The sequence below is a fragment of the Brevibacillus laterosporus genome, assembly GCA_007833815.1.
GTDB classification, from domain to species: Bacteria; Bacillota; Bacilli; order Brevibacillales; family Brevibacillaceae; genus Brevibacillus_B; species Brevibacillus_B laterosporus_D.
Window position 1 is genome coordinate 19,104 of record CP033461.1, and the last position, 17,584, is coordinate 36,687.

Annotated in this window: 18 protein-coding genes and 1 pseudogene; 8 read left to right on the plus strand and 11 right to left on the minus strand. The window is 36.1% G+C overall.

Translation table 11 applies throughout. The features are described 5' to 3' along the window. Nucleotides 1-226 precede the first annotated feature (226 nt). From EEL30_00115 to EEL30_00135, 5 genes are all read right to left on the minus strand, one after another. Entirely contained in the window at nt 227-856 is a 630-nt protein-coding gene (locus EEL30_00115; protein ID QDX90927.1) for a hypothetical protein, read from the minus strand. Nucleotides 857-942: 86 nt separating this feature from the next. After that, nucleotides 943-1,593, minus strand: a complete 651-nt coding sequence (locus EEL30_00120) for a M23 family metallopeptidase (protein QDX90928.1) — start codon at nt 1,591-1,593, stop codon at nt 943-945. A gap of 118 nt (nt 1,594-1,711) precedes the next feature. After that, nucleotides 1,712-1,921: a hypothetical protein gene (locus EEL30_00125; protein ID QDX90929.1), complete on the minus strand. Its 210-nt coding sequence runs from the start codon at nt 1,919-1,921 to the stop codon at nt 1,712-1,714. Nucleotides 1,922-1,968: 47 nt separating this feature from the next. Beyond that, nucleotides 1,969-2,100 carry an aspartyl-phosphate phosphatase Spo0E family protein gene (locus tag EEL30_00130; GenBank protein ID QDX91027.1) on the minus strand — a complete coding sequence of 44 codons (132 nt, stop codon included), beginning with the start codon at nt 2,098-2,100 and terminating at the stop codon, nt 1,969-1,971. 440 nt (nt 2,101-2,540) lie between these two features. Beyond that, nucleotides 2,541-3,830 (minus strand): XRE family transcriptional regulator, encoded by a 1,290-nt coding sequence (locus EEL30_00135; GenBank protein ID QDX90930.1) that lies wholly within the window; start codon nt 3,828-3,830, stop codon nt 2,541-2,543. A 475-nt stretch (nt 3,831-4,305) separates the two neighbouring features. Here EEL30_00135 and cas3 point away from each other — a divergent pair, with 475 nt between their 5' ends. The 5 genes from cas3 to EEL30_00160 all read left to right on the plus strand — a co-directional run bounded on the left by cas3 (nt 4,306) and on the right by EEL30_00160 (nt 10,748). Continuing rightward, entirely contained in the window at nt 4,306-6,513 is a 2,208-nt protein-coding gene (cas3, locus tag EEL30_00140; protein QDX90931.1) for a CRISPR-associated helicase Cas3', read from the plus strand. Nucleotides 6,514-6,532: 19 nt separating this feature from the next. Continuing rightward, complete coding sequence (gene cas5c / locus EEL30_00145; protein QDX90932.1) at nt 6,533-7,216, plus strand: type I-C CRISPR-associated protein Cas5; 684 nt, start codon at nt 6,533-6,535, stop codon at nt 7,214-7,216. Next, nucleotides 7,213-9,018 (plus strand): type I-C CRISPR-associated protein Cas8c/Csd1, encoded by a 1,806-nt coding sequence (gene cas8c, locus EEL30_00150; GenBank protein ID QDX90933.1) that lies wholly within the window; start codon nt 7,213-7,215, stop codon nt 9,016-9,018. Before cas5c ends, cas8c begins: the two co-directional genes overlap by 4 nt. Continuing rightward, entirely contained in the window at nt 8,987-9,880 is an 894-nt protein-coding gene (cas7c, locus tag EEL30_00155; GenBank protein QDX90934.1) for a type I-C CRISPR-associated protein Cas7/Csd2, read from the plus strand. The genes cas8c and cas7c overlap by 32 nt, the downstream gene beginning before the upstream one ends. 529 nt (nt 9,881-10,409) lie before the next feature. After that, nucleotides 10,410-10,748 carry a hypothetical protein gene (locus EEL30_00160; protein ID QDX90935.1) on the plus strand — a complete coding sequence of 113 codons (339 nt, stop codon included), beginning with the start codon at nt 10,410-10,412 and terminating at the stop codon, nt 10,746-10,748. Between the two features lie 449 nt (nt 10,749-11,197). Here the strand turns inward: EEL30_00160 and EEL30_00165 are convergent, their stop codons facing one another. From EEL30_00165 to EEL30_00175, 3 genes are all read right to left on the minus strand, one after another. After that, nucleotides 11,198-11,782: a hypothetical protein gene (locus tag EEL30_00165; protein QDX90936.1), complete on the minus strand. Its 585-nt coding sequence runs from the start codon at nt 11,780-11,782 to the stop codon at nt 11,198-11,200. Nucleotides 11,783-11,801: 19 nt separating this feature from the next. Further along, nucleotides 11,802-12,371 (minus strand): hypothetical protein, encoded by a 570-nt coding sequence (locus EEL30_00170; GenBank protein ID QDX90937.1) that lies wholly within the window; start codon nt 12,369-12,371, stop codon nt 11,802-11,804. Between the two features lie 407 nt (nt 12,372-12,778). Further along, nucleotides 12,779-13,534 carry a hypothetical protein gene (locus EEL30_00175; GenBank protein QDX90938.1) on the minus strand — a complete coding sequence of 252 codons (756 nt, stop codon included), beginning with the start codon at nt 13,532-13,534 and terminating at the stop codon, nt 12,779-12,781. 617 nt (nt 13,535-14,151) lie between these two features. Here EEL30_00175 and EEL30_00180 point away from each other — a divergent pair. Beyond that, nucleotides 14,152-14,370 carry a hypothetical protein gene (locus EEL30_00180; GenBank protein QDX90939.1) on the plus strand — a complete coding sequence of 73 codons (219 nt, stop codon included), beginning with the start codon at nt 14,152-14,154 and terminating at the stop codon, nt 14,368-14,370. Between the two features lie 904 nt (nt 14,371-15,274). On the opposite strand, the gene EEL30_00185 is transcribed toward EEL30_00180, so the two are convergent. From EEL30_00185 to EEL30_00195, 3 genes and pseudogenes are all read right to left on the minus strand, one after another. Further along, nucleotides 15,275-15,643: a hypothetical protein gene (locus tag EEL30_00185; protein QDX90940.1), complete on the minus strand. Its 369-nt coding sequence runs from the start codon at nt 15,641-15,643 to the stop codon at nt 15,275-15,277. Between the two features lie 162 nt (nt 15,644-15,805). Continuing rightward, nucleotides 15,806-16,192, minus strand: a complete 387-nt coding sequence (locus EEL30_00190) for a hypothetical protein (GenBank protein QDX91028.1) — start codon at nt 16,190-16,192, stop codon at nt 15,806-15,808. Between the two features lie 69 nt (nt 16,193-16,261). Further along, nucleotides 16,262-16,336, minus strand: a pseudogene (locus tag EEL30_00195) (oxidoreductase). A 140-nt stretch (nt 16,337-16,476) separates the two neighbouring features. Between EEL30_00195 and EEL30_00200 the strand changes: the two are divergent. Next, nucleotides 16,477-16,752: a hypothetical protein gene (locus EEL30_00200; GenBank protein ID QDX91029.1), complete on the plus strand. Its 276-nt coding sequence runs from the start codon at nt 16,477-16,479 to the stop codon at nt 16,750-16,752. Nucleotides 16,753-16,834: 82 nt separating this feature from the next. Further along, entirely contained in the window at nt 16,835-17,473 is a 639-nt protein-coding gene (locus EEL30_00205) for a hypothetical protein (protein QDX90941.1), read from the plus strand. Nucleotides 17,474-17,584 lie beyond the last annotated feature (111 nt).

Genomic DNA, 17,584 nt, shown 5'->3' on the forward strand with positions numbered 1-17,584 from the left:
GGAGTTTTTTGCAGAAAAAGACGAACGTTTTTTTACCTGGTTTATTGGCCAACTTGTCAAAAAGCGAACGTAGTAGAAAAGTGAAGCTAGAGAGAGATCATACTTTTAAAACTAAATTGCATGGATGGACTTTTTGTAACATCGAAAAAGAGCTAATCGCTGTAAACAGCAAAAAACGTCCGAGGTGCAGTACAGATTCGGACGTTTCTCTTTGCATAATGATGCCTCAATCTAGATCAGTTATATCTTCAATAAGGTAATGATCCTTATCTTTGACAAGATTGAATTGTACCTTTACTATAATTTGTTGTTTATTTTTGAAATTAGAGGAATCGTATCCAATACCTGTTATCAGAACGCTTGTATTTGTTTCACTTTTCTTTTGGAGGTCTACTTTTAGGTCTTCCAAAATCCCTTGTAAGCTTGTTGTGAATCGTTCTGTCTCAATGCACTCATAAGTGCCATCATCTTTCTTTTTAAAATAAAAAGCAAAGATTTCTTCTGCTTTAGTAGGGGTAAAATATTTTGTTAATGTTGAAACAATGACATCTTTCGAATTGCCATCAATGAACTGCTTTGATCTTGTTAACCATAAAAATTCGCTTGTCCATGTTTGCAATTTTTCAAACCAAATCCACTTAGGTATATCTCCTTTACTGGTAAGGACTTCATCATTCAGTACCTCAGGAGCCGATTTTTCTACAAGAGATGCTATGAGAGTTATGTTTTCTTTTGTTAGTAAATCATTCCTTTGTAAAGGTATACTACTTGTAGTTTCAACTTTACTTGGAGAACACGCTGAAATTGAAGTGGTAGCAATTATGGAAATCAGTAAGAAAAGAAAAATTTTTTTCATCACCAAACCCTCCATTCTGTATTCAATTTTTTGTTTTAAAAGCAAGAACCCCCTTATTATAAAGGGGGCACAAGACATATGTCAATTTATTCCAAAGGTATTCCTAATTCAGTACGCTGCTCAGGTGTCATTGCACGAATTTCTTCAAGGCTATAAAAAATGGAGTCTTCATTCGTTAGCTCTGGAGGTAGCATGTCTGTCTCAATACTATCTATATCGAATTCTTGTATCTTTGTAGTAAAGGTTTTAATCTTAGGGAAATATGGCAATGGATCAAAAGGTACGTTTCCAAAATCATATTTTGTACCATTTCTTGTTTCAAAGTGTAAGTGAACACCATCGGCGCCACCTGTTTCTCCCATTTCCCCGATCTGTTCTCCTTCAGAAACTTTCTCATCATCCGAAACCAAGGGTTCTTTATTTAGATGAGCATACCAAGTTTGCACATTTTTTTTATCGACAGTATGGTTAATTACCACCAAATATCCATAACTACTCTTTTTACCTTTCTTGCTTTCATGGTATCCAGAAAAAGCAACTTTACCACCAAAAGCTGAAACTATAGAATCTCCAGCTTTCCCTGCTTTCTTAGCTCCAATATCTAGTCCCTTATGACCATTTCCGTACTTTTGTGTCACTCTAGTAGAGTCGGGAACAGGCCATGTTGCGGCTAATGCTGTAGTGGATGAGGTTAGAATTGCTATTGCAGTCAGTAGTGCGAATCCTTTTTTCATCATTTATCACCTTTCTACTTTTCGATATAGAATTGCTCAAACAATTCTTTTGAAAATTAATTAAATATTTACATTGTATCCTTATGAAAATGATGTAAATATTTACAAATTTAAGGTTAGTTCATCGTTTTTTTTCTAGCAAAATCTTTTTAGCTTCATCTTTAAGATCAAGTCGGCGTTCAGACCATTCTTGTTTTAATTCTTGTTTTCGTAATATTTCCTCTGGCTCTATCAATTTCAATTTCTTGATAGGAGTCACCCCATACCAACATAATGGACATTCTAATTGTCTTAAAGGAATAGCTGAAAAACGGCTGTTTATATGCCCCAAAGGGTTTCGTAAGGTTTCCTTACAGCGTATTCTCATCGACAACCAGTTTAGTGTTTTGTAAGCTTTTGAAAGGCAACAATGTACTTATCTAGTTGTTGGCTCATCTGCAATACTTCTGGATGTAAAAATGATCCTTTCTTGAAAAACCGATGCTCTAACTCTTTACGGAGGACTTCAATAAGCTTCTGTAAATGAGTGGTAGAATATCCTTGAGAAACTTTTTTTGTTGCTCAAGGTGGGGGCGTTCCCGTAAGTTTAGCGGCGGAGGGAACGCCCCTTTGTATTAATAGAAAGCATACACTAATTACAAACACCTCCCTTCTTCCTTTTATGTATTATTTTACCATGCGTTACTGGGACTATCTGCAATTTTTTCTCGAAGAAACGCTCTTTGAATACCGACAAAATATTACGAAATTTTTCAAAAAAAAAAGAACGCTATAGTTTAGTAGCGTTCTGAAAAAATTAACCTTATGAATTAATAGCCTGGATCATCATGATATTGCTTTATTGCTTTGTGCACTACGTTATTCCCTAAATTATTGTAATTGGTAACAGCTAAAAGAGTAAACAGTACCAGCGATACAGTTGTGATAATGGTCAAATATTTCTTCATCAATTAGTCCTCCTTTGAATCACCTTTATTTACCATATTATATACTTCCGTTAGCTTTTTCAGAAGGGGTAATTCCATTTGTTTTGCTTTCTCACAGTGATACTTGTATATATCTTCTTGACACCCCATAATACCGTTGTGGTCATTAATTTTACTGTAGAAGTACATACTTTGTAGGTATGCTTCCATTCCCTCATTAAACAAACCGCGCTCTACTAGAAATGTCCCTTTGTACCTGTAGTATTTACCTAATTCAGAATATTTATAGGGAGTATATATCTTAACTACGGTATTTTTCTCCTCTTGCTCGAAGATATGTTGGAGTGAATCCAAGTCATCAATTTTCAAAAAGACCTCTATTAAGTCATTTATTCTGTGCAAGCGATTGTCTTTTGTTGCTTCTTCTACACAATCTTTCAGCAGTGGGATTGCTTCATAATGTTGTCCAGTTTTGAAAAGGATAATTGCACGAAAATACTTCACCTTTTCTATTATTAGACGGTAGTCTAGTGCAACATACATATCAAGACATTTTTCTAATTCTGTAAAATTGCCCATCCGTGAGTTAGAATTCAAGATAGCTAAAGCAACACGTTCTTTCAATTCATTTATTGTACCATCTTCGGTATGACCTTTATTTCCTATTTCAATACATCTATCGTATTTCTTTATAGCAAATGCTTGTAGAGCCATTCTATAGTAATAGTTTATCTTCTCCTCATGACTTAAAAAATCGACATAATGAATGATTTCTTCGCCATCTTTAAACGATTCTTCCATCCGTTTTAAGTCTTTTCTCTCAATCAAGTATTTCTGCAATAACCCTTTGGCTATGTAATGTGGTAGTCCATGCACTCTGGCGTAAGTAACAATAGCGGTGTAAAGAGTTACCTTTGCATCGTTGTTTGTACTAGTGTTTGCAAGTGTATACAAATGGTCTAACGATGAGCATGTTTCTTTCTTAATGTTTTCTAGAAATTTGATTGCTACTTTATTAATCAAAAAAGGATTGGAAATTTCAATAGCCTCTGATAAAAAGTCATCGTATAATCCATAGCGACGTTCTATCTCGATGCTATATTCAATGATATCTTCGTAAGGAATGTCTAAAACATCTGCGATAGGCTTCAAAGTCCTCAGCTCTGGACTTTTTGTGTCACCACATTCTATTTTGGATATTACCCCTTTGCTTACCCCAGTTCTTCTAGATACTTCCGATAAACTTATGCCTATTTTTTCTCTTTTCTTTTTTATCAGTTCCCCCAGTGTTGTAAAAGTTAGACTGTCATCCATACAAATCCCCTTCCTAAATTAATAAAACATGATATTTGTTAACATTTTAACTTAAATGTATAATTATGTAAATATTAATGATATTTTGTAATAAATATCATTAGATTCTTAAATATTATATTTTGGGTACCGTCAGGAAAATGCGGTTAACTTAACTAGTCAGAATGGGTGACTTTACAGTATTCAATGTAGAGTTGCCCATTCATTTTATTTCATTAAATATTAGATATCTATATCCAATTTTATAGTATTCATAGAACATTGATTTAGGTATTTAAAGATGGAGGGTGTAGCCTAAGGAGTAATATATCCACGATTTGTCACATAGTGCCGTTCTCATTTCCTCATAATCATTAGACAAAGGTATATTTTTCTTAAAATACTGGCAATACTACTACTAAATATCTTAATAATAATGAGTGTCAAAGTGCATGTTAAGTAGATAACATTCTCCAGAAGTAAGGAGTGTTTCTATATGTACTTTGCACATCGAACGGCAACTGAAAACGAAGATGACTGGCAGCTATTAAGTAATCATCTGAGAGGTGTTGCGGAACGAACATCTAAGTTTGCAGATGTCTTTGGAGCAGGTGAATGGGGGTATGCTATTGGATTACTTCACGACATTGGTAAATACTCAGATATGTTTCAGAAACGACTTAAAGGAAGTTTATTGCCAGTAGATCATTCTACTGCCGGTGCTCAGGTAATAGAAAAACATTGGGGATCAATAGTAGGTAAGATTCCTGCTTATGCGATTGCTGGCCATCATTCTGGTTTACCTAATGGGGGGACAATTGCAGGATCAGATTCTTGTTTAGTTAGAAGACTCCAGAGAAAGATTGAAGAGTTTCAACATGCATTTCATGAGATTGCTAAACCTGACATACCAAGCTGGCTCCCTATAAGTGAGGGATTTAACCTTGGTATGAGATATTCCATGTTTATCAGGATGTTATATTCTTGCTTAGTAGATGCTGATTCACTTGATACAGAAGAATTTTGTAATAAGGAACTTTCTACATTACGTGGTATAACGTTAGACATTTTAACTACGTTAAATCGTTATATGCAATATATGAGAAAATTTAGCTCTTCAAAAACAGAAATTGAACAATATCGAAATGAATTAATGCACGAATGTTTAATGGCAGCAGAAGGCCCACAAGGACTCTATACGATTAATATGCCCACAGGTAGTGGCAAAACATTGTCTTCTTTAGGATTTGCCTTAAAACACGCCCAGGTACATCAACTAGCAAGGATTATTTATGTGATACCGTTTACGTCAATCATTGAACAAAACGCTACTATCCTTCGTGAAATATTAGGGAATGAAGTAGTATTGGAGCATCATTCTAATATTCAAAAAGAAGTGGGTCTAGATGAAAAAGAAGAAAAGATTAAGACTTTACATCAAAAAATGGATTTAGCTGAAGAAAACTGGGATGTTCCTGTAATAGTAACAACAAATGTTCAATTCTTTGAATCTCTTTTTTCTAATAAAAGATCCAAATGCAGAAAGCTTCATCGCATCGCAAATAGTGTTGTAATTTTTGATGAAGCTCAAATTATGAATGGTAATTTTTTAAAACCATCGCTGTATGCCATGGAAGAATTAGCACGTCATTACAAAGTAACCTCCTTATTTTGTACAGGTACACAACCTGGAATTGATCGTTTTTTTCCTCCATCCATCCAAATCAAAGAAGTTGTTCATGATGTTCCTCTGCGTCATAAACAATTTCAACGTACATGTCTTCATCAACTTGGAGTGCAATCATTAGAAGAAGTTGCTAGTCAAATACAAACACACCACCAAGTCATGTGTATCGTGAATACAAGAAAAGAAGCAAGAGAGCTATATCAGTATCTTAGTGTAAAAGTTGATGAGAAGGACCCATTTTTGTTCCATTTAAGTGCTCGGATGTGTGGGAAGCATCGTATAAAGGTACTTGCTATGATTCGGCAGCGTTTAGATAAAAGGCTTCGATGCTGTGTTATTAGTACACCACTAATCGAAGCTGGAGTAGATATTGACTTCCCAGTTGTATATCGAGAGTTAGCTGGGCTAGATTCTATTGCTCAAGCAGCTGGTCGTTGTAATCGAAATGGGCGACTTAGTACAGGTGATGTTTTTGTGTTTGAAACAGAACAAGGATTTCCCCCTGGGTGGTTCCAATTAACAGGCTCAATTGCGAAAAGAATATTACATAAATATAGAGAACAAGGCTTATCCTTGTCAGCAATGAAAGATTACTATTCGGAACTGTACTTTTATCAAACAGCTGCCCTACAAGATCGGACAGACTCTGAAAACATAATAGGTCGATTAAATGAGGGTATCCACAGTTTGTCTTTTCCTTTTAAAGACGTAGATCGTCTATTTAAATTAATTGATAACAATATGGAGACAGTAATTGTTCCTATCGATGAAGTAAGTACTAATCAAATAAAAAAATTGCAATCAACGTGCTCCATGAAATCCTTATTTCGTAATTTGCAGCTTTATACGGTCCAGATATATCAAAAGGAATTTCAGAATTTTTTACAAGCTGGGGAATTAAAAGAGGTACGACAAGGAGTGTTTGTACTACATAATTGTACAAAATGGTACAAGGAGGATATTGGCATTATGCCATTCTCAGAAGAGCATCATACGAGAGAGATTTTTATGAATTAAAAAATAAGGAGGATGTAACATGAAATATGGAGTTCAACTTCATGTATGGGGGGAATATGCATGTTTTACCCGTCCAGAACTCAAACCAGAAAGAGGTAGTTATGATGTAATTACTCCATCCGCCGCGCGTGGGATATTGGAAGCTATCCTATGGAAGCCTTCTATTAATTGGATTGTAGATCGTATTCACGTCCTGAATGAAATTAAGTTTGCAACCATTCGACGTAATGAACTATCACATGTAATTCCATCTGGTCATATAAAAACTGCGATAGAAAAAGATAAACCAATAAAGCGACAAATTATTACCAATGACAAGGAGAGGCAACAACGTTCATCGATGATCTTAAAAAATCCTGCTTATTTGATTGAAGCGCACGTTGAGTTAACTTCTTTAGCTTATGAATCTGATACTCTTGAAAAATATTTTAATATGTTTGTACGTAGAGCCAGAAAAGGACAATGTATTCATAATCCGTATCTTGGATGTAGAGAATTTGCAGCTAATTTTTCTTATGTTGAAAAGGATGATGACATATTCCATCAATCATGTTATAGAGAAACTCCTGATAGAGATTTAGGTTTAATGCTTTGGGATTTAAATTATCAAAGAAAAAGGGAGTCCTTTCATTTTCACGCTAAGATGCGTCAAGGGGTCATTGATATATCTACGTCGGTAAAGAAAGAAGGAATAAGACTTTGATCTTACAGTCGCTATATCAGCATTATATTGATATGTCAAAAATGTCAATGATTGATAAGTATTATTATTCCACGGAAAAGGTCTCATTTGTTCTTGAGATTTCATTAGATGGTGGCTTATTAAATATCTTAGATGTTCGTGACATGGAGAGGAACCACCTTATTCCTATTAAAATGAGCGTACCTCAACATGTAGGTAGGTCTAGTAATGTAAAACCATATTTTCTATGTGACACACTTGAATACTTATTAGGATATATACCTCCAAAGAGTATAAATAGTAGGGAAAAATTTGAAGGTTGCAAGTTACTCCATTTTGAGGTTTTATCAAGAACATTGGATGAAGAAGCTCAGGCCGTTATCCGATTTTATCAAAATTGGGATATAAATCAGGTCACAGAAAATCCTATTGTTCGGTCTATAACAAATATCTTAAATGAATCAGGTCTAGCTGTAATTAAAGTAGAGGGGAGTGATCATTACTTACATGATAAACCAATCATTTACGAAAAATGGATTGAATACCAAAAGAAACTCATAAAAAAGACATCTAAAGCTGGGCAATGTCTTGTCACAGGAGAATACTCAGAGGAGATTGCTAGAATTCATGATCTACCCATAAAAGGAATCAAGAATGCACATTCAACAGGTGCTTCTCTCGTTTGTTTCAATCAAGATTCATTCAAATCCTATGGAAAAGATCAAGGTTTTAATGCCCCCACTAGTTATAAGGCCGTATTTGGATATACCACAGCTTTAAATCAATTACTAAATTCCGAAAATAATTGCATACACCATATAGGAGATATGACTACTGTATTTTGGAGCAGGACCAATCATATAGAAAAAGAGCAGGAACATGCGAGTTTTTTTCGTTCACTTATTGTTGAAGACAAGCACGAGGGAAGTGATCAAGACAAATCATTAAAGGACTTGTTCGAACGAATTAGGAAAGGATCTGAAATAACGGAAGAAATGAAGACATCTTTGAAGATTCCATTCTATGTGATGGGGCTTTCTCCAAATAAAAAAAGGGTATTCATTCGTTTTTTTTGGCAGGGTAGTATTGAAAAGTTATTAGATAAATGTAGCCAACATGCAAATGACTTAGAAATTGATGGATATATGAATATTGAAAAATCCGTTCCAACGATAACCACCATTCTTTTAGAGACAGTAAGTAAAGAAAAAAAAGTAAACAAAGAATTCTGGAAATCAATTGCATCTCTTGAAGGTCAATTGTTGAGTTCCATCTTAGAAGGTACGTTATATCCTTTTTCATTGTTTGCTGCCATTGTTAATCGGATAAAAGCTGATCAAAATGTGAACAGCACAAAAGCAGCCATTATAAAAGCTTATTTATCACGTTATGCTCGCATTTATAAGAAACGATTATTACAGGAGGTTACCACTGTGGCATTAAACGAACAGACTAGAGATATTCCGTATAGATTAGGTAGGCTATTTGCAGTGCTAGAGAAAGCACAAGCAGATGCTGTAGGTGGCAAAAACAAGTTAAACCGTACGATAAAAGATCGTTTTTTTTCCTCAGCAGTAACTACACCAGGAATAGTTTTTCCTTCTTTGATCGTCACAGCGAATTATCATATGTCGGAATCTACTTATGGTTTTCTTCGTGAAAGGAATATTGAAGAAATTTTGGAGGATGTCAATAATTTTCCTTCTCATCTCAACTCCCAACAACAAGGTGTATTCATATTAGGATATTATCATCAAAAGCAGCACATGTATAAGAAAGGAGAGAAAGTAGATGACAATTCAAAGAACGTACCAACCGATTGAAAGGAGGTATGATTTTGTAATTATTTTTGATGTTACGAACGGAAATCCCAATGGCGATCCGGATGCAGGGAACATGCCACGCGTGGATGGAGAAACTGGTCATGGAATTGTAACGGATGTATGCTTAAAGCGAAGAGTACGAAACTACATCGAAATGATAAAACATGAAGAAACAGGGTTCCAAATTTATGTGACTGAAGGAGTCATACACAATGAACAGCATCGGCAAGCTTACTTTAGTATTCGGGATCAATCTAACATAAAATCTACTGAACCGAAACTTAAACCAAAGGATAAGGAAGAAGCCAATTTATTGGCACAATGGATGTGTGATAATTTTTATGATGTTCGTACTTTTGGAGCGGTTATGTCAAGTAGTGTTAACTGTGGCCAGATTAGAGGACCTGTCCAATTTACGTTCTCACGAAGTGTTGAACCAATCTTTAGTAAGGATATTACGATCACTCGACAATCAGTAACTAAAGAAGGAGAAGATAAACAGCGAACCTTAGGAAAAAAATATATTATACCCTATGCTTTATATCGTATGAATGGATTTATTTCAGCTCATTTTGCTGAAAAATCAAATTTTACTGAAGAAGATTTGAATCTATTGTGGGAAGCAATCGTTCATATGTTTGAACATGATAGATCTGCTTCAAGAGGTGAAATGGTTGTACGTAAACTAATCATCTTTGAACATGATTCCAAGCTTGGAATAGCCCCTGCCCATCAATTATTTGATCGAATAGGAATCCAGAAGGTTTTGGATCAAGATCAACCGGCTCGTTCCTTTCAGGATTATGTAATAGAAATTGAACGCGAAAATCTTCCTGCTGGTGTTTCAATCATTGAAAAATAGTGATAACAGTTATTGGCGTTGTAGGCATAACTCTTCTGGACCTACATGTTGCTAATTGTTAGGTGCGAACCTCTAGCTCACATAAATCCTCAGGAGATTCGCATCCGCATGTTAGTCAGGATATAGTCTTACGTAATATATGAAAGTATACTAGATTTAAAAGTGTGGTTCGCAAAAAATAATGCATGAAACCTTTTAGTACGCTGTTTTTAAGCAATACTATCGCTCCTTATACAGGAGCGTGGATTGAAACTTGTTGTCGATCGCCGCATCTGCACCTTGAAAGCTGATCGCTCCTCATACAGGAGCGTGGATTGAAACTGTTGTTTACAATACCATTATATCAGATTTCTGGTAATCGCTCCTTATACAGGAACGTGGATTGAAACATTATGTCTGCACTGATTAAACTACGTAGGGAAGATCGCTCCTTATACAGGAGCGCGGATTGAAACTTCTATAAACTGTTTGTGATCTTGGCTCAAATACTATTGCTCCTTATACGGCGGGAGCGTGGATTGAAACTACTGTGGATCTGTATTTTTGGGAAAGTTTATTAATCGCTCCTCATACGGGAGCGTGGATTGAAACCAGTCTCCAAAACCATCGTCAATCGCCCATATTCATCGCTCCTTATACAGGGGTGTGGATTGAAACTATGCAAACCAATACGATTACAGCCAGTATTTTATCGCTCTTTACACGGGAGTGTGGATTGAAACGTTCACCCTCAATCTTGAAAGCATGGCAATACATTGCTCTTTACGCAAGAGCGTGGATTGAAACTTTCTTACCCAACGACCAAGCGCTGAGATTATTGACATCACTCCTTACACAGGAACGTGGATTGAAACGTAAACATCAGTGACAAGCATTTACAGAGCTATATCGCTCCTATGTAAGGAGCGCGGATTGAAACCGGGATACGGATGCTTTGCTTCTTTGACAAAAAATCGCTGATTTACAAATAAGCCTTCCTTTAAAAATGAAGTGCACCCCCTAAAGTTCATCGGATAACCTCGAGGGTTTTTCCAATGTCTACTTTAAGGGGTGCACTTCACGATTCAGGGAGGTGTTTTTCCTTGTCTCACTTTATGGGGCCAGTTCAATACCAGCACCTGTGGTCTTTTTTATTATATGAGCTTGTATTCTTAGAATACCACACTAATAGAACCGATAAACAGTACAAATAATTAGATAATAGGAAAAATATTCATGTTATAATAGCCAAGTACAATAGAATCGGCTCTCTCTGTAAAAAGTCTCATTTCGTGAACTCTAATTAATAGGGGCTATCTCTTTTGATAGCCCCTATTCTTATTGATTGTTAATTGTTTTCAACAACTCTTCCTCAGTTATTTCATTAAGCCCCTTCTCTGATTTAAAAACGCCCTCATAGTTTTCATATCCTATCAATCCCTTGGAGTCATTTAGTTTATACAACTGGTTAGGTGTATTTGGTACTAGGATTTCTTTATCGATGGATTCCACATATCCTCCGTTTAAAAACAGTAGGTAATCCCCGCCATCTATGTCAAGTTTGTCTTCATCCGTAATGTAGGCTATGTCTTTTCCAACCCGCAACCCCACTGGACGATAAAAATCAATGGTCTCTCCTTGTGTGATTTTCGTATTAAAGTCATTGCTATAGACCTTATCAACTTGTACTGTGTAAACACGATACAAAAGTTCTCCTACATTCTCTAGCTCAAATTCCTTAGACACCTCTCCTTTGATTATTAATTTTGAATTTTTAACTAATTCATCTGTTGATTTATATGTTTTGGATAAGGCGTAATGTTTCGATGATTCTTTTTCACTAAAGTACTTATCATATGTCCAAGACGAGCCGATTCCAACCAAAAGTGCAGCAGCTGTAATACCAAGAAACATTTTTTTCATCTAAACTCCACCTTTCCTTTTATTTTCCGTACAGTGAACGCAAGTTGTCTTTATCGTACTTTGTAGGACCATCCACATCAAAAACGTCATCGGGATCCATCAAAGATTCGACACTACTTTTAGTTGTATGTGCCAAGCCTAAAACGTGACCTATTTCATGTGCCATTGCGTTTATTGTATCATCTGTATTGAGTTTGTCACACATACCTCTGACAATAGTGATTTCTGCCGATACGTACGGTGTTCCGAGGTTTCCTTTTTTATCTTGAGGTACTCCCAGACCGTACGTCCCCAGCCACGTAAGTTGAGCGTCTACATCTTTGGTTGGATGTTTGACTTTTACTTGTGCCGGTTTGTTTTTATCGCTTGGATAAAAATCTATATTTGAGCTGATGCCATTCCAATATTCAGCGGCAGACCATAACAAATTGCCATATTTTTTATCCAAATTATAATTTTCATAGCGAACTACGGATAAATTCCATTGGCCACCCATGAAATCTGCGAATGCACTTGTTGTAATAAATGACAGAGAGGCTACAGTAGAAAAAAGTACTAATCCCACTTTAAAAGTGCGTTTCTTACTCATTGAAGTTCCTCCTTTAACTAATTTTAACATTTTTTAGACACTCACAATGTACTTGCCGAGACTGCTGAGTTGTAAAACAATACAGCTGCACCTGATTTTTGACGTTCTAAGAGCTGGGAATACAGGAGTGTCCTTTTTCACGATTTTGCAAGGTATTTACTCTCCTAATAATGCCGTCCTCCCTCCTATTTGTTATAAATTATTTTACCATCCCGTCCTATAAATTCCTTTTATTTCGAAAAATGTAGCACAGGCATATAATTTCGACAAAATCCTACATGGCTTGCATACACAGAGAAAAGGGTATAACATTTTAGCAATTGTACGCTAAGGAAAGATCGGCTGTTTTTAATAAGTTCTAAATATATGTAACTTAATAATTAGTAATGTTTATAGTATGGTATTATCTACTTCTTTCGTCTGATCAAAGTATCTTTTGATTCACTTATGATTTCTTTCACCAAGATGCCATGTGGTTTTTTCTGATAAACATCAATCGGAATTGGTATGCTGTTGCTAACCACCTCATTAACATCATAACGTATAAGATTACCGTAAGAATGCTTGTTTGCACCACGGGATTCAACCAGCCTCCGAACTTCCATATCGTGTCTATACCCCATATATTCTTTAAGTTCCTTCAAACTATAAAGCTTTCCTGGTACGCTTTCTAACTCCTTGGATACGATTCCTTTTTTGAATTCCTTATATAGTTTGTTGGCTGCTTTGTTTAACACTGCAAATGGAGTTTCCTTATTTTTATCATAGTTCCTCAGGATGAACTGATACTCTTCCTTGTCTTCAAACTCAGAGAAAGGGATATGGCCATACTTTATTTCTTTCTTAACATTTGTCCTTACAAAATCCCTAAAGTCCTCATCATTAAACAAGATTCTCTTTTTAGCCAATTCCAAGGTTTCTTCTTCCCATTCACATATTTCATTATGGCTGCGGAAGATAAGTTTTCTGGCGACTGTATTGATTGAAATATGTTCAACGTAAGGTCTAATATTTTTTAAAGCATAGAGATATGTACACCCAAAGAATTCAACTATGTCGTCAACAGTTAGATGAAAATGACTAGTGATATAGGATTCATACTGAGAAGCAATTATATGCCAAGGTAATCCTTTTCCCTCGATAATGATTTTTTTATCATTCATATGTTTAACTCCCCTCTATAAATGATTTATATAATAATATTAATTACTAACTTATACTTAAATTGCAAATGAAAATGTAAATCTATTAAGTTCCAAAGCACCCCTTTCCTAAATTCCATCTTGCTTTATGAAAACCCAATTAATATATTATATATATTTATAATATATTGTAATCTTATGGAATTATCCCTCCGTCCAAGAGGGGTCACAATGGAGGTGGCTATCGACGATGGGAAAACGGATTGTGAATATGGCCCTCTGTGAGCACGGGGATGGCAGCCGCCCTTTGAAGTGGTTTAACTTTTCTTAAAACAATTGTTTGTACTTTATTTTCCTCTGGAAGAGGCAGATTAGTGCTTTTCTAGGAACAGCTTGCTAACAAGAGGAAGATGATTTCAAAACAACATATTAGTTAGTAATTATTGGCATTTAGAAAAAGATAGGGTTCATTCCGTAATAAACATACGTTTTTTTATATCAAACTTATTAAAAAGTTATCGAAAACTTGCAATAACTTTATTCTTTATAAAATAGTAATATTTGTATGGATTTTAAAACTGAACAACATGCTATAGTGCATTTGAAATCGCAGAAAGAATTAAAGGGAGAGAAAATGAATGATAAACAAATGCATTATTTGCGTTCGGCAATTTAAAACACAGGATGTGAGAGTTACTTTTTCAGATAGTGAAGTGGAGGCCCATTTAAATTGTTTCTTTCATGATTTACCCAAAGGGCCAAATCCTTCAGAACCGGATTATTTAGCAAAGAGAGAAGAATGGGAAAGACTAGTTCGTGAGAAGGCAGAAACCCTAATGCAAGACACTGCTGTCTAATCGATTAGATCACCTATGTAGATCACGTTTTTTTCTACGGAGCTTTACAATGAAACTTCGTCCACCATCGAATCATAATTGTAGTACGATATTCAAAAGATGACACACGTCAAAACGTCCAGGAGGAGACAAGATGTTGGCAAAACCGAATATCGTAGAAGTGGCAGCGCTCGTCGGCGATCCTGCACTTCGGCATCGATATAGATAACGTACAAAAAGGGCGGCGCCATTTTGCCAGGCAATGTTTGGAGCGAGAGGCGGCACCACATCGCCGGTGGTCTTGGTGCCGCGATTACCAACAGATTAATTGATATTATGTTGTAAGTTTGGGAATTTGGATAAATGCCAATAATGATGCTATTTAAGGTTTGATTGATCAAAGAGAATGTAGACGAAAACTTGGTTATCTGTGACGAACCGTTACGGAGTGATATACGCAACTTTTCCGTAGGATAAAACAACTATTAGATGGAGGCAAAAAACGCCCGAATATGGGGATTCGGACGCTTGTTTACATAATACCTATTTTCGGACTCACTTCTTGAATTCTTTGAACCCACGATAGACGTTTACGGAAGCTGATGTCCGAGGAATCAATTCTCCATACATTCAGGAACCAACTCCCTACTTTACTAATCTGGAGGTAATGTTCTATGAAAAAGATAAGTGAAATCAATAAAAGTGTTGATGTTGTCAATAAACGATTATCACTAATAAAAGAACAAGGCTATTGGGAATGCGATAAATGCGGTACTCGTTATTATGCAGGTACTAATTGTGATCCTTGTATGGCAGCAGAATTTCGTAAGTCACTGGGAAAGTAACGCACTTTATGTATGCGTATTTGGTTCCATAATCCAGAATGTCTGTAGTTTGGGTTCCAAAAAGACAGGAACCAATCAACCTACATTAGAGGGAAAGTTAATTCACGCTCTTTAGCTGTTTCAAAATAATGAGTCAAAATTAGATCCTTTTTCAACGTACCGTCTGACATTTGGCAGGGAATCGCATCTTTGTAATCTTCCCACGCCTTCAATGCTTTTGCTGCTGTTTTGTAAACAAGACAGTCTAAGTTTGTCAAATCGTCTGTGTGCCCGTGAATACATATCTTATTCCCGAATCGGACACCATGCCAATTCCACCGTTGAAACCAAATGCTATACCCATATCCATCTGTACCAACCCATTTGGTTATCCTATCTTCCGATCCCCATCCTTTTTCAGTCAAAGCCAACCGGATTTGCATAACTGACATAGATTCATCAATGCACATACACACCATGCTCCTCTCAACTTTAATTTACTATGTCGAACCCATCAGCCCATTTACTTTTTAGTTCATCCAATTGCTTGGGGTTGACTTCCAAGAACTCTTTTGAAATCAAGACGGATTTTTCCACTCCAGGTTTATATTTGAATTATCTTTTTCATCGTTTTATTCCTTCTTCGGTTTGTTTATTAATACTTTAGGATTGTTCCAATCTCCAAGCATTATATCTTTAGCCGTTTCGCCATTTGCATTTTGAAAAGGGACGCAATCTAAGTATTCTTCAAATGCTTTTAGAGCCTGCTCTGCACAACATTTAGTAATTTCATCGATGCTTTTTAGGTTGTTAGTGTGTTTATGAAAACATACGTGATGCCCTGTTAAACCCAGAGTATTTCTACCATGCCAATCATATCTTTCGAACCAAACACTATAAACGTATCCATTTTTCCAACCTGTCGTGCAAAGTGTGTCCCTTGAGTCCCAACCTTGCTCTTTCATTATTAAACGTATTTCCAAAGCAGATTTAGAGCTGAATCCCGCTTCTGTATCCATAGATTCATCAATGCACATACACCATGCTCCTCTCAAGCTTTAATTTACTATATCGAACCCATCAGCCCAACGACCTAGTGCATCCTGGATAGCGATGAGTCGTTCGGCACGGCGCGCATACTTCTCAATCACTTCAGGCTTCAAGCCGTTGTTTTAATGCCAAGATGGTCCGTTTGTAAACAGTCGAAGTTTTGCTATGACAGCAGACACACATGACAACTTCCATACGAGAACCTCCTTTTTACGCCTATTGTCCTATAAGGTCAATCATAAAATGGAGGGGGATTAATTTGGCAAGGGAATACGCTTATGTTCGCGTGTCTGCGAAGGATCAGAACGAAGATAGACAAATAAAGGTTATGGAAGATATTGGTATTAAACCTGAATTTATATTCGTGGACAAAGCTAGTGGAAAAGATTTTGAACGTCCTGACTATAAATTGCTTAAACGTGTTCTACAAGCAGGTGACACGGTGTTTATAAAGGAAATAGATCGGTTCGGTTTATTCTATATTATATATAATTATAACCTAGTAAAACTCCAGAATCCACGCTCTTGACAAATCTCATGGGTAAATTTACCATAAATGATAGAGCACGTTCAGTCAGCGAGGACTTAAAATAGAGTGGGAGGTAGTATTCATGAAAAAGATATCTTTGCTTTTCCTTGTTTTTTGTCTTTGCCTTGTTTCCGGTGTTCCGATGGCTTCTGCAGCCTCAGACAGTGAAAAAGCGGGCCCTGTACCCAATGAACGAGTTATAAATGTGCTTAAAGACAACAATATTGATTTCGAAATTGTAGATGGCAGTATTAAGCTTAATGAACCGACATCCGAAGTTGTAAGTGAAGCCAATAATTTACTGAATTCGGAGTCTCAATTATCTGCTGTTGCTGCTACTTCTTATCCTACTAGTTGGGTTCATATGAGAGCTCATGACGTTACAAAATCGAAAAAATTTACAGCAGCAACAAAAACAGCTTTTGTAGCTACCTTTACAGCATGGGCGAGAAATATAACAATTTCATGGAAAGAACTTGTTGCTGTAGCAGCCGGTGGGTTTAGCGGATATTACTTCGTAACTAGTGATACAGAAGACTTGTATACTTTTATTAAATACTATTACCGAGAAGTGGGACCAGGCAAGTTTGATATGAATGGGTATTTCATTGGCGACTATGAGATCAAAAAAGGGATGAGAGTCACTAAAAATTCAAATGATTCTGGAGGATCGTATGATACTGATATAAGAGAGTCGACAATAATAGATGCTTTCTTCTAAGATAGGATACATCATAAAAAACTTACTTTTTTTCATAGTCAACTTTGTGGCATCTTACTATATTTTCGCAGAATCTAGCTATGTTAAGCCTTTATTGTACTCTGTTTTTCT

Coding starts and splice junctions, on each gene's coding strand:
- cas7c (QDX90934.1), top strand. CDS start 8,987: ATGACAATTCAAAGAACGTACCAACCGATTGAAAGGAGGTATGATTTT.
- EEL30_00205 (QDX90941.1), top strand. CDS start 16,835: ATGAAAAAGATATCTTTGCTTTTCCTTGTTTTTTGTCTTTGCCTTGTT.
- cas5c (QDX90932.1), top strand. CDS start 6,533: ATGAAATATGGAGTTCAACTTCATGTATGGGGGGAATATGCATGTTTT.
- EEL30_00170 (QDX90937.1), bottom strand. CDS start 12,371: ATGAGTAAGAAACGCACTTTTAAAGTGGGATTAGTACTTTTTTCTACT.
- EEL30_00190 (QDX91028.1), bottom strand. CDS start 16,192: ATGGATACAGAAGCGGGATTCAGCTCTAAATCTGCTTTGGAAATACGT.
- EEL30_00185 (QDX90940.1), bottom strand. CDS start 15,643: ATGTGCATTGATGAATCTATGTCAGTTATGCAAATCCGGTTGGCTTTG.
- EEL30_00175 (QDX90938.1), bottom strand. CDS start 13,534: ATGAATGATAAAAAAATCATTATCGAGGGAAAAGGATTACCTTGGCAT.
- EEL30_00120 (QDX90928.1), bottom strand. CDS start 1,593: ATGATGAAAAAAGGATTCGCACTACTGACTGCAATAGCAATTCTAACC.
- EEL30_00135 (QDX90930.1), bottom strand. CDS start 3,830: ATGGATGACAGTCTAACTTTTACAACACTGGGGGAACTGATAAAAAAG.
- EEL30_00115 (QDX90927.1), bottom strand. CDS start 856: ATGAAAAAAATTTTTCTTTTCTTACTGATTTCCATAATTGCTACCACT.
- EEL30_00165 (QDX90936.1), bottom strand. CDS start 11,782: ATGAAAAAAATGTTTCTTGGTATTACAGCTGCTGCACTTTTGGTTGGA.
- cas3 (QDX90931.1), top strand. CDS start 4,306: ATGTACTTTGCACATCGAACGGCAACTGAAAACGAAGATGACTGGCAG.
- EEL30_00180 (QDX90939.1), top strand. CDS start 14,152: ATGATAAACAAATGCATTATTTGCGTTCGGCAATTTAAAACACAGGAT.